This window comes from Limosilactobacillus frumenti DSM 13145 (assembly GCF_001436045.1).
In the GTDB taxonomy this organism is placed as follows: Bacteria; Bacillota; Bacilli; order Lactobacillales; family Lactobacillaceae; genus Limosilactobacillus; species Limosilactobacillus frumenti.
In genome coordinates, this window is sequence record NZ_AZER01000011.1 from 1 (window position 1) to 12,882 (window position 12,882).

The following is a 12,882-nucleotide window of genomic DNA, read 5'->3' on the forward strand; positions in this document are numbered from 1 at the left end:
CCATACTAAACCCCCATAGTTGGATGTATTTGTCCAACTATGGGGGTTCACTTCAGTTCAGATTTTCCGAACGCTAGAGTCCCTTTGTGTACTGCGCTGTAGCATTTTCAACTATATAGGTGACTTATGTCACAACCCTTTTAGTTTATATTCTATTTATTGTTAGCATCCGGGTTAGTAATCTTAATCCGGTTAGAATCAGTTGATGAGTGATTCTGCTCAGGTGCATCCGTCGAGTAATCATCAACTGTTGAACGGTTGTTGTTCTTGGAGAAAATACTGGTTGACTTCAGCCCCAGTTCTTTTTCGATCCGCTTTTCATGTTTCAGACCATTGGAATAATTGTAGTCAGCGGCCTTAACCGGTTTAAATCCCTTTGGATGGTAGAACCGTAACAGGTTCTTTTCATTTAATGAATCTGAAAGGGTAAGTTCCGTGTTAACAAGCTTTTGATCGCGTTTCAACTGTTTCTTTTGCTTCTTCGTCAATTTAGCAACTTTACCAGTGTGATTATCGTAAATGACGCCATTGACTGAACTATAGTGTGGTGTGACGAAATCACGGTTACGGAAAGCCACCACTTGACTGTGTTCCTTTGAGAAAAGGTCAGTCCCAAACTGAATATAGCGTTTGGAACTAATTCCTAACAGGTGAAGGAGGGTTGGTAGAACATCCACTTCCCCACCATACTGATGGTAAATACCACCGTGACCACCAGAACCTGGAATAACAAACATCAATGGTACCCGTTGCAGGGATGCATTATCAAAGTCTGTCCAATCATCTGCAGATTTGCCGAAGACGCTGGCCAATGAAGTGTTTTCACTATTGGAAATTCCATAGTGGTCACCGTAAATCATAATGACTGAGTGTTTATCGAGTCCGGTTTTCTGCAGATAATTGAAGAATTCTTGTAATGACTGGTCAAGATAGTGAGCAGTGACAAAGTAGTTATCGACAGTGGTATCACCAGTATTAGTTGTGGTGAAGTTCGGGTCCTTATCTTCGTCATCAAGATCATAGGGTAAGTGGTTAGTCACCGTAATGAACTTCGTATAGAAGGGCTGCTGTAGATTTTGCAGGTAGTTAACGGAGTCCTTGAACAATAACTTGTCTTTTAACCCATAACCGGTGGCTTTATCACCTGAAGTATCGTAGTACGATGCATCAAAGAAGTATTGATAGCCAAGGTTCTTGTAAACATTATTCCGGTTCCAGAACGAAGCGACATTTCCATGGAAAACAGCACTGGTGTAACCGGCACGCTGGTTAAGAATTGCAGGCGCCCCTTGGAACGTATTATCACTACCTAAAGTGGCAAATAGTGAGCCCTGTGGTAAACCAAAGGTACTCGTCTCCAACATGTTTTCAGCATCACTCGTTTTTCCTTGACCAACTTGGTGGAAGAAGTTATCGAATGCATAGGTATCTTTTCCGTGATAAAGAGAGTTCAGGAATGGGGTGACTTCTTGACCGTTAACTTTGCGGTCAATCAAAAATTGCTGGAAACTTTCCAAGTGGATGACAATCACATTTCGTCCCTTAGCAATACCGTACATTTGCGGATTGGGGCTAGCGTAGTGTTTGTCAGTAAATTTCTTGACCTTCAATAATTCAGACTTAGTCGCACTCTGGCGCATATTATTAATATGCTGAGATTTAGCGAGGTCGTAACCAGTAAAGGCATCAATCCCGAGGTATTTAACGATGTAAGTCCGGTCAAAGGTTCGTCCTAATAATTGGGGACGACTCATTTCAGCTAATGAAAGGTTAACGCCAAACATTGTGATTGCAATGGAAGTAAACGCAAATGAAAGGCGCGAGCTAAGTGCTCGAGGGTCAAACTTAATTTGCCGAGTTAGCATCAGGACGAGGATGATGACGATATCCAGCCAATAGAAGGCATCATGCAGGTTAGTCAATGCTAAGGAAGAACCACTCAGCCCCTGATTAACTTTGGAGTAGCCAGTCATCGTCGCAATGGTCATAAAGTCCGTAAACTCACGGTAGTAAATGACGTTTAAATATAACAAAAGCGAATTAGCAATATCGAGCCCCATTAACACGGGGTAAAAGAATCGTGAACGCTTAAAGTAGAATGCAAAACTATAAATTAATGCAGTGATGGGCAGGGGGTTGATTAATAAAATGAGATATTGGAAGATTCCCTCTGCACCGAGCTTAAAGTCAGTAAAATAAGCAAATAAAGTCTTAAACCAAAAAAGAACAACTAGGAGAACGTAAAAACCAATCCTAGTGTTCACGAATTTGCTTAGTTTCTTCATAAAAAGAGTTCCTCGCAATCGAGATCATACTTTGAGTTTGCTATTGAAAATAGCGAATCAACAGTATTTTATCACAGATTATTGAGAAACTCTTCGTCAAAGATAATTGTAGTTAAATCTTAATTGTTAATAATTACTTGCCAATACCGGCTGAGGCATTACCAACCAGTCGGTTACAAATAATGAATGAAGTTGTTTATTAACGGGAATCCAAATTTTGTTTCGCCAAATATCACGTAATGAGGCTAACCGCGCTTGGTCACGACGGTATTGCTGGCTGAGGGGAATTGTTAGTTGCTGTCCGTCCTCAGTTTGAACACTCACCGAACGATTAGTTACTCGAATAATTTGGGCCGCAACAACATTAGAGTGGGTATTTATTTCACGAAGTGTCATCAATATCCCTTCTTTCTATGGTATTTAGTTTACAAAGGGGATGTGAAGATACTATGAAATCACGTTAAAAGAATGCTTATTAATGAGTTGTTGCTAAGGGAAAGAAAGCGCTACAATTGAGACGGATATTTAATACGAGGAGGTTATAAAGATGACAAAGTTAAACCTTTATTTAGTGCGGCACGGACAAACTTATTACAACATTTACAATAAACTACAAGGATGGAGTAACTCTCCATTAACCGAAAAAGGTAAGCAAAATGCTAAGGATGCTGGCGAACGGCTGAAAGATGTTCACTTTGATGGTGCCTTTTGTTCTGACACTACTCGGGCGATGGAAACTATCGGAACAATTTTGAAAATGAATCAGGCAGATTCTGTTAAGCAACCAGTTGTTTCACCATATTTTCGGGAAGAATTTTACGGTTCCTATGAAGGAACGAACATGGATTTAGCTTGGTACAACGCGGGGGCTCCTCACGGCTTTAAGAATTTCAAGGAAATTGTTACTAAGTACTCAATTGGTCAAGCCAAAGATTGGTTGAAAGATGCTGATCCATTCCACGATGCCGAAAATAATGAAGAATACTGGAACCGGATGAACAAGGGAATTCAGCTGATTCGGGATGCTGATTTACCAGACAATGCGAATGTATTATGGGTTAGTCACGGTAATACTTTGTTGAGTTTGGTTGAGAAGTTTGGTGGCGGAAAGTATGATGTTACGGTCCGTCCAAAGAACGGTAGTTTGACGAAGGCAACGTTGACTGACGACCAATTTAAGATTGAAGAGTATGACATTTAATGGCAAAACATGGTGTCAGTCGAGTTTTCTAGACTATGTTGCAGTAATTAACAATTCACGAATCACAATATAACTAAATATAAATGACACGTAAAAGCGGATTACTCAGTCAAATACTGCTGAGTAATCCGCTTTCATATTTTCTAATTCAATACTGGATTAAAGTACTTTAATTGAGTGTAATCAACATTACCGCCGTCAGTAATTGCCAAATCGGGAATTGCGGTGATTGGTAGGAATGAGAGGTAGAAGATCGGGTCTGGTAGTTTAGAGCCAATTTCACGTGCCCCTTCTTGTAATGCCTTTTCCTGTTTAGCCAGTTCCTGAACTGGCAGATCGGAGCAAATCCCAGCAATCGGTAATGGTAAGTTAGCAACGACGTGACCGTCAACCACGACAATCTGGCCACCACCTTGTTCAATCAATTTATTAGCAGCCAACGCCATATCCTCATAATTGACTCCAGCAACAACCATATTGTTGTCATCTGGAGCAGCAGTAGTAGCTATTGCCCCCTTCTTGAAGGACCAACCAGAGATGAAGCCATGCGAAACATTGCCATTAATTCCGTAACGTTCTACGACTGAAACCAAAGCAACGTCCTGATTAGCATCAGGCTTAATAATTCCATTTTCTACTGGTAGTTCGACATCCCGCCGCTTCCGGACAAACGGTCCAATGCTATTGATCGTTTCTACAAGGGCAGCGCCATCTGCATGGTCAGTTTTGTATTGAAAGTCACTAGCCACTAGTGATTGCCGGTGAACGGTAGAAGTTAATTGTGGAGAACGATCAGGTACTTTGAAGTCAAACTGTTCCTGTTGATCAGCGTAGACAAGGCAACCTTGACTAATGACGGTTTCCACATTAAATGTTCCAGGATGATCAACGAGTAAGATATCAGCACGCTTACCTGGAGCAATTGAACCTAAACGATCGTCAATATGATATGCTTCGGCCGCATTGATAGTAGCCATTTGAATTGCAGTCATTGGACTCACGCCATCTTTAATCGCCAACCGGACCATATGATCAATATGACCAACCGATAGAATATTTGTGGCATTCACATCATCAGAACAGAAACTTGTGTGCCGAGCGACGCCGGCGACATTCTCGGTGATTGATTTAATATTCTCGTTCAAAAACTTAGTGACTGCCGATTCACGAATAACAGTGTGGATACCTTTTCGGGCTTTTTCTAGGAATTCTTCGTGGGAATAACTTTCATGGTCGACCGAGACACCACTCATCAGGTATTGATTTAAGGCCTTGCCACGAGCCATTGGTGAACAACCAAAAATTGGTTGGTGGTTTTGTTCAGCTAACTCTAATACTTTCATCGTATCAGGATCCTTTGTTTCAACGGATTCCCGAACAGTTTCCCAGACCCCAAAACAACGGGGGTCACGTTGAATTTTAGCATGATCCTTAGCCGTAACGTCATAAGAGATCGTTGATCTTGGGATAGTATATGGGGTCTTATAAGGCAACCCCCAAATGACGTTGAATGGTAAATTATCAATCTCTTTGAAAATTTCTTTCAAACCGTCTATCCCAATTACTGAGATGTATTCGTCTAAACCAGAGACAATGCTGGTTGTCCCGTGTGGGAGTATTGCTTGTGCGAAACGGGTCATGCTAAGCTTGCTACATTCAACATGAATGTGACAATCAATCAGCCCTGGGGCAAGATATTTGCCAGTGGCGTCAATTTTCTTAGTATGCGGGCCAACATAATCAGTAACGTCCTTTTCAACGGCGACAATCCGCTCATCATAAATGGCGACGTCAGCCTTATAGTATTCACCAGTAATAACGTTAATTAACGTTCCACCAGTAATCACCAGGTCGGCAGGAATCTTTGCGGCCCCAGCATCGATATAGTCACTTAGATTGGTTTTTGACATGAGAAAGCCTCCACTTTATTTAGGCAAGATGTTCAAGACATAGAGTAAGACAACGAAGACAATCAACATCGACCACATGATGCCGTTAACTTCCTTGCGGCGACCAGCAGCAGTCATCAGGATTGGGTAAGTTAAGAAACCAAAAGCAATCCCATAAGAAATGTTGTAGGTCAAAGGCATGCCGATCACGACAAGGAAAGAAGGTAAGGCAATTTCAAATTGATCCCAGTGAATGTCACGTAAAGCAGAAACCATCAATACACCAACAACGATCAGTGCAGCGGCAGTTACTTGGGTAGTAACAACGGTCAGCAATGGTGAGAAAATCATGCTCAACAGGAAGAAAAATGCGACAACAACTGCAGTGAACCCAGTCTTACCACCGATAGCGATCCCGGCTGATGATTCAACGTAGGCAGAGGTAGGGGTAGTCCCCATGAAGGCACCACCAAGCATTGATAAGGAGTCAGCCATTAAAGCACGGCCGATCCGTGGCATCTTATTGTCTTTCATGATGCCGGCTTGTTGAGCCAAACCAATTAGGGTACCAGCAGTATCAAAGAATGCCACGAGCAAGAAGATCAATACAACTGCCCACATCTTAGGATCGGACATCACAGATAGGTGTGTTAGACCAACAGCAAATGTTGGCTTCAGACTTGGGGCCATCGAAATGATATGGTGGGGAGCCTTAATCAAACCGGTGAAGAGCCCTAACAAAGTCGTTGCAACTAGACCGATGAAGATCGCACCAGGAACCTTTTTGGCCATTAAGATCGCAATGACAAAGATGCCGAAGATGGTTAACCAAACAGTCGGAACGGTAAAGGAACCAATACCAACTAATGAAGATTTGTCGGCAACAATTAAGCCCCCTCCTTGGAGACCAACGAATGAGATGAAGATCCCGATACCGGCAGCCATCGCGTATTTTAAATCTTGGGGGATGGCGTCAATCACAATTTCCCGAACTTTCAGGAAGGACAGGATAGTAAAGAGAACTGAAGCAACCAGGACCCCCGCCATGGCATCTTCCCATGGAATTCCCATGGCAATAACAACAGAGTAAGTAAAGAAGGCGTTGTCACCTAAACCAGGGGCAATGGCGATTGGGTAGTTAGCAAGAATTCCCATTAATAAGGAACCTAAAATTGCTGACAGGGCTGTAGCGGTGAAAACAGCCCCCTTATTCATCCCCGCATCACCTAAAACAGACGGGTTAACGAATAGGATGTAAGCCATCGAAACGAAGGTTGTTAAACCAGCTAAAGATTCCCGTTTAATAGAGGACCCATTCTCTGAGATATGGAAGGCACGATCAATCCCTCCGGATAAAGTTCGTGTTTTACTCACGATTTACACTCCTTTGAATCAGTATGTGTGGATTATTGCACACTATAATTCGAAAATCAAGGTAATTTGTTCGTAAAAACTATTGAAAACGAATTTTTTGGTGATACAATAGCATCAACGTTAGAAAAAAACGAACTTTAATTTGGAGGCTTAGTTCATGTCTACTGAAATTACGAAGGAATTTACCCAAGGATTACCAAAAGCGGAACTTCACGTACATATCGAAGGAACACTTGAACCAGAATTAAAATTGAAATTGGCTAAACGTAATCACGTAAATATTGGTCAATCAACGATTGAAGAAGTTCGCCAATCATACCAATATGATGACTTAGCTTCATTCTTGGCCGTTTATTACCCAGCGATGAACGTTCTTCAAACAGAACAAGATTTCTATGATCTTGCAATGGACTACCTCCATCGAGCTGTTAAAAATAATGTTCGCCATGTGGAAATTTTCTTTGATCCACAAGCTCACATGTCTCGAGGAATTTCCTTTAAGACAGTTATTGATGGCCTATACAAGGCGACTGTTGATGCTCGCGCATTGAACATTGATGCACGTTTAATCATGTGTTTTTTACGTGACTTTTCTCGTGACTCTGCACGTGAAACTCTAGAAGAGGCACTCAATTACAAGGATAAAATTCTTGGGGTTGGTCTGGATTCTGACGAACACAATAATCCACCAATGAAATTCTTTAACCAATTCACTAAGGCGAGTGCTGAAGGATTTCACTTGACTGCTCATGCGGATATTGATCAAAAAGATTCAATTGAACATATTCGTGAATTACTTGAAGTGATTGGCGTTGAACGGGTCGACCATGGGACCAACGTGGTGGAAGATCCAGACCTAGTTAACTTTGCTGCTAAGAATAAGATTGGCTTTACTTCCTGCCCACTTTCCAACTCATTTGTTAGTCCGGAAATGAAGGGTAAGGAAGTTCTGGAGCTCTTAAAGAAGGGGGTTAAGGTTTCAATCCACTCTGATGACCCAGCTTACTTTGGTGGCTATATTGGCGATAACTACTATGCAATCGCCACTAAGTTCAATTTGACTCGTGACCAGGTCATCACGTTAGCACGGAACTCATTTGAAACCAGTTGGATTTCAGATGAACAAAAAGCCCTTTACCTAAAGGAACTCAATGATTACGTAGCTAAGCACTAAACCATAATTTAATCCAAAAATAAAGGAAGTTACGGTACTTAACCGTAGCTCCCTTTATTTATTCTTCATCTAGCAGGCCATCCATGAACTTTTGAATGGCAATACGTCCACCGGTGAGTTGCTTACCTTGTTGGTGCAACATCTGAGCGTGAACATTTTCGTAACCAAACAGATTGTTAGCATGGGTACTCAATTGCTCATCATATGGATTATCAATTAACTGATTGCTAAGGTTGACTAACCCGACTTTAATCGCCCGCCGCATTCGCTGCTCCATGATCTTCTTTTCATGATTATTAATACCCAACACTTCCGTGAGATCTAAGCTGCGATAATTCTGATGATGAAGCTTCATCATTTTGATAACTTGCAAAATGTCGCTGGCGCCCCGTTCTGAGAACATGCCTAGAGACTTAAGAACTATTGTTGCTCGATCAGTCGAAGAGTGAAGTTGATTGTTAACGGGATCCGGTTGGCCATTAAATTGGTTGACCATTGCAGAAATTGAGGATAATTGGGCGGACATTTTGATGTTTTGCTCGACTTTTGCAATCACAGATTTAATTTCAATTATATTTAGCGGCTTATTGATAAAAAATTCAATTCCGGCTTGGTAGGCCTTTGCCCGCATGTCACTATCTTGGACTTTAGAAATCATGATAAAGCGGATTTGCGGTTTAGTTGATTTAATGGTCTCAATGAGATCAATTCCAGAAATTTCGGGCATCAGAAGGTCGACCAAGACAATATCAACATCGCGGAGCTGGATTTCATTAATGGCTTTTTTGGGATTGCTACTCATCCCGACCACTTCATCATCAAAGTTTTGTTCAATGATGTTTTGCAAAACGTACAAGATTGATTGTTCATCATCAACAAGATAGAACTTCATTATTTTTCCTCCTGACTGCTGGTGAGCTTATCTTTATTCATTGTTACGAAGAAAGTGGTCCCCACATGGGGCTGTGAATCGACTTTGATTTGCCCCGCAAACTGCTCTTGAACGATTGTTTGCACGTTGGAGAGGCCAATCCCCCGATAAATATCACCGGACTGATCAAACTTAGTTGAAAAGCCTGGTTTGAAGATTAATGGAATCATTTCCCGGGGAATACCAGATCCATTGTCCGTGACTGCTAGTTGAATATCAGCTCTATTCTGGCTGACTTGAATTAGAATTTCACCGTTACGCTTATTACCAATGGCATCAATCCCATTTAGGATGAGGTTAGACATGATTGTAACCAGGTAATAATGTTCTGGGACAGTGCAATTAACGGTGTTGTGGACAACGAGGTTAATAGATAGGTGGCGACTGCGGATAATCATCTGGGTATAAGATGATACAATCTTTAAAATATCGTCCATATGCATTGGAACATTATTCTGGTCATTGAAATAATCGCCCAACCCTTTAATAACATCTTGGTAAGAATTCTTAATCTCGTGGACATGTTGGGCAATTTCATAGGCCATCTTTTGTTCTTCTGTGTGGCCCTCATCTTTAAGCCGTTCGTTTAATAAGTACGCATTTTTTGTAACGCGCTCAATGTCATTAATCGTTTTACGCATGAAATAGACTTCACTTTTGACGGCAGAAGCCACCCAAATAAAGTGGTAATACTGCCGTTCGTGTTCTTCACTATTAACGATTAAGAGTTGAAAGTAGTGAAGGAGGAAGGCAATTAGTGAGGCAAGGGTAGCTCTCACTAATGCTACCGCGAAAACCACTGCTAGGACGTGAATCGTGTAACCAGCGAAATCGGTTAATAGGCCAATCTCTAACACGTTTGCGGCGTAATCACAAATAATAATTGTCAGGAAAAAGGCAATGTCGTTATGGTACACCAACCGCCAATACAATAAATAGTAAATTAATGTATATAACAGAAAGTATACGATATCAGCAACCGTATAAGTGACAACATGGGCAGAGCTTTTCGTAAGCAGCAGCACTACACCACGAAACACAGGTGACGCGATCGCAATCGCGCAGCCGAGTTGCAATGGGTGAATGTCTTGGTTGAAGTATAAAAAAATAGGCAGTAATAATGCCGAGAGGGCAATGATGAATCCCGGTGTAAAAGCGTTTAACTGCACCTGAGAAGCCAAAGCCACACATATGGCCGCGATAATAATACGCTGGTATTTACGATAATGGAGGAAGCTGATGTTTTTAAGCATGTGAACTCCTTAATTAGATGTGATTAAGTTTGAAGAACTTTGATGATTGCGGAAAGCGCTTTCTATAATTAAAAACGTGATTAGTTACAGATATCTATCAATAATTAATATTCATTTATCATTATACAACTTGTGAAATTCCGATTCTGCAGGTGTTTGATGATTAGCAATTATTATTTAGGTAAGGAGTAAAGGTTATGGATGCAACAGTTGAGCAACCAAAGAAAAAATGGAAATTGAAGATGCCCGGCGCTTTCACCATTCTGTTTTTCCTGACGGTTATTTCAGTATTTCTGACTTGGTTCGTTCCCGCTGGTTCATATTCTAAATTGACTTATGGACATAATGAATTAACGGTTACCCAACCAAGTGGTAAAAAGACAACAATGCCAGCTACACAGGCTTCATTGAAGAAATTGAACGTGCAAATTGATATTGATCAATTCAAGTCAGGGGCCATTAGTAAGCCAGTTTCTGTTCCAGGAACTTACAAGCGCTTAAAGCAACACCCAGCTAGTCTCTATTCCATTTTTACTAGTATGGTTAATGGGACGATGGAAGCCGTTGACATTATGATCTTCATTTTTGTCCTTGGTGGATTGATTGGGGTTGTTAAAGCTAGTGGGGCCTTTGAATCCGGCCTGGAGGCTTTGACAAAGAAATCCAAGGGGAAAGAATTTATCTTAGTCTTCATGGTTGCAGTATTGCTGGCCTTTGGGGGGACCCTTTGTGGGATTGAAGAAGAGGCCGTGGCCTTTTATCCAATCCTGGCACCGGTCTTTATCGCAATGGGTTACGACTCAATTGTGGTTGTTGGGGCTATTTTCCTCGCTTCTTCAATTGGGACAACTTTCTCGATCATTAACCCATTCCAAGTGGTAATCGCTTCTAATGCTGCCGGAACGCAATTTACCCAGGGGATGACTGGCCGTATTGTTGGGTTCACCGTTGCTGTCATCTGCCTGCTTTTCTACCTGCACTGGTATGCACGCAAGGTTCAGAAAGATCCATCATTCTCATACACCTACGAAGATAAGGCTAAGTTCGATGCAATGTGGTCAATGGACTCAACCGAAGAAAAAGACCTGACCTTCACATTAAAGAAGAAGATCATCTTGGTTCTGTTCGCTGCTTCCTTTATCATCATGATTTGGGGAGTGATGGCTAAGGGTTGGGCCTTCCCAGAAATGGCATCATCATTCTTGCTGATTGCTGTCATTATTATGTTCTTAACCTGCTTTGGCCATAAGAACGGGTTAGGTGAATACCAAACTACCGAAGCCTTTTCACGTGGTTCTGCCAGTTTAGTTGGGGTTTCCCTGATCATTGGGTTAGCCCGGGGGATTAACAACATCCTGAACGATGGTTACATTTCTGATACCATTTTGTACCAATCATCAGAAATGGTTCGGCACATGTCTGGTTCTGTTTTCATCATCATGATGATGCTGATCTTCTTCGTCCTTGGTTTCATTGTGCCATCCTCATCTGGCTTGGCAGTGCTTGCTATGCCAATCATGGCACCATTGGCCGATACAGTTCATATTCCACGGTACATCGTTGTTACCGCCTACCAATTCGGTCAATACGCAATGCTGTTCTTAGCACCAACGGGACTAGTTATGGCTACTCTGCAAATGCTCGACATGAAGTACTCACACTGGGTACGGTTTGTCTGGCCAGTCGTTGCCTTCGTCCTCATCTTTGGTGGTGGAATCCTAGTAACTGAAGTTCTGATGAACTAATTTTGAACATTAAAAAGTGGCTGGAGAATTTTCTCCAGCCACTTTTTTTACTTGTTATATTGCACACATTTATACGGGAATAAATACCTAGATTTAGATCGTTACTATATTCATTAGAGCTTAGTTGCCGATTCGGCACTCACTCAACTTCTTGCACTAACCCATTGAAGAACTGCTCCACCTCAATTCGACCACCGGATTTTCGTTTGCCCTTCAAAAACTTAATTTCATTCTCGACGCTTTCAAAACTGTAGAGGTTGTTAGCATATTCAAGAATTTTATCATCAGTATTAAATGTGACACAGATGTGAGCAAGGTTGTTTAACCCCTTTTTCAAGTCACGGCGAATCCGTTGGAGGAGGACCTTCTTACCTTCACTATCAAAGTGGTAGATTTTCTCTAAATCCAGGTCATCAAATGAGCATTCCTGTTCGATCATCATTTTGATAATCCGAATAATATCGGGAACCCCCAGCCCGCCAGAAATCCCCAGGAAACGTAGGATTGATTTTGCTCGTTGTTCGCGTTTAGTTTTAAAGTCAAATGACTCTGTGTGGTGGTTAGCGGCCCCGCTGACCAGGTCGAGAATTTGCAGTAAACGTCGGGACATTCTGATGTTTTCGATGGTTAGGCGCATTATTTTATTCAGTTCTTCCATGTTTAGTGGTTCATCGAGCAGGTAATCAGCATCGTCCTTGAAAATCTGACTCTTAATGGTTGGTGATAATTTCTTGCCAATCAAAATGAAGTGGGGATGGTGGTGACTTTGTTGGATTTTGCGCATTAACTGGTGACCGTCATATGGTTTAAGCTGGTAATTAATAAATATAATATCGACACTTAATCGTAAAACGTCTTGGTAAGCTTCATCGGGATTGTCAGTAATTCCCAAAATAGAGTTATCAAAATCGCGTTCAATTGCTTTCTTGAGTAATTGTTGCTGTTTCTTATCACGATCCACAATATAAAAATTCGGTCAAGTCCAAAATGTTGGTGTAAATTAAATTCCGCGAATTTATCATTTCACAAG

Annotated in this window: 10 protein-coding genes; 3 read left to right on the forward strand and 7 right to left on the reverse strand. The window is 41.5% G+C overall.

Annotated elements, in window-relative coordinates:
- Window positions 1-152: 152 nt before the first annotated feature.
- Window positions 153-2,285: an LTA synthase family protein gene (locus FD27_RS02135; protein ID WP_057748810.1), complete on the reverse strand. Its 2,133-nt coding sequence runs from the start codon at window positions 2,283-2,285 to the stop codon at window positions 153-155.
- A 126-nt stretch (window positions 2,286-2,411) separates the two neighbouring features.
- On the reverse strand, window positions 2,412-2,681 hold the full coding sequence (locus FD27_RS02140; RefSeq protein ID WP_057748813.1) for a hypothetical protein: 270 nt from the start codon (window positions 2,679-2,681) through the stop codon (window positions 2,412-2,414).
- Window positions 2,682-2,832: 151 nt separating this feature from the next.
- Between FD27_RS02140 and FD27_RS02145 the strand changes: the two genes are divergently transcribed.
- Complete coding sequence (locus FD27_RS02145; protein WP_057748817.1) at window positions 2,833-3,486, forward strand: histidine phosphatase family protein; 654 nt, start codon at window positions 2,833-2,835, stop codon at window positions 3,484-3,486.
- 143 nt (window positions 3,487-3,629) lie between these two features.
- Here FD27_RS02145 and FD27_RS02150 read toward each other — a convergent pair whose 3' ends face one another.
- Both FD27_RS02150 and FD27_RS02155 read right to left on the reverse strand, forming a co-directional pair.
- On the reverse strand, window positions 3,630-5,396 hold the full coding sequence (locus FD27_RS02150) for an adenine deaminase C-terminal domain-containing protein (RefSeq protein WP_057748820.1): 1,767 nt from the start codon (window positions 5,394-5,396) through the stop codon (window positions 3,630-3,632).
- 15 nt (window positions 5,397-5,411) lie between these two features.
- Window positions 5,412-6,749: an NCS2 family permease gene (locus FD27_RS02155; protein ID WP_057748822.1), complete on the reverse strand. Its 1,338-nt coding sequence runs from the start codon at window positions 6,747-6,749 to the stop codon at window positions 5,412-5,414.
- A gap of 157 nt (window positions 6,750-6,906) precedes the next feature.
- Between FD27_RS02155 and add the strand changes: the two genes are divergently transcribed.
- On the forward strand, window positions 6,907-7,923 hold the full coding sequence (gene add / locus FD27_RS02160; protein WP_057748825.1) for an adenosine deaminase: 1,017 nt from the start codon (window positions 6,907-6,909) through the stop codon (window positions 7,921-7,923).
- Window positions 7,924-7,981: 58 nt separating this feature from the next.
- Here the strand turns inward: add and FD27_RS02165 are convergent, their stop codons facing one another.
- Both FD27_RS02165 and FD27_RS02170 read right to left on the reverse strand, forming a co-directional pair.
- On the reverse strand, window positions 7,982-8,815 hold the full coding sequence (locus FD27_RS02165; protein ID WP_057748828.1) for a response regulator: 834 nt from the start codon (window positions 8,813-8,815) through the stop codon (window positions 7,982-7,984).
- Window positions 8,815-10,107 carry a sensor histidine kinase gene (locus FD27_RS02170; RefSeq protein ID WP_057748831.1) on the reverse strand — a complete coding sequence of 431 codons (1,293 nt, stop codon included), beginning with the start codon at window positions 10,105-10,107 and terminating at the stop codon, window positions 8,815-8,817. Before FD27_RS02170 ends, FD27_RS02165 begins: the two co-directional genes overlap by 1 nt.
- A gap of 197 nt (window positions 10,108-10,304) precedes the next feature.
- On the opposite strand from FD27_RS02170, the gene FD27_RS02175 reads away from it, so the two are divergent.
- Window positions 10,305-11,852 carry a YfcC family protein gene (locus FD27_RS02175; RefSeq protein ID WP_057748835.1) on the forward strand — a complete coding sequence of 516 codons (1,548 nt, stop codon included), beginning with the start codon at window positions 10,305-10,307 and terminating at the stop codon, window positions 11,850-11,852.
- Window positions 11,853-11,991: 139 nt separating this feature from the next.
- Here the strand turns inward: FD27_RS02175 and FD27_RS02180 are convergent, their stop codons facing one another.
- Complete coding sequence (locus FD27_RS02180; protein WP_235802995.1) at window positions 11,992-12,813, reverse strand: DNA-binding domain-containing protein; 822 nt, start codon at window positions 12,811-12,813, stop codon at window positions 11,992-11,994.
- Between the last annotated feature and the right edge of the window lie 69 nt (window positions 12,814-12,882).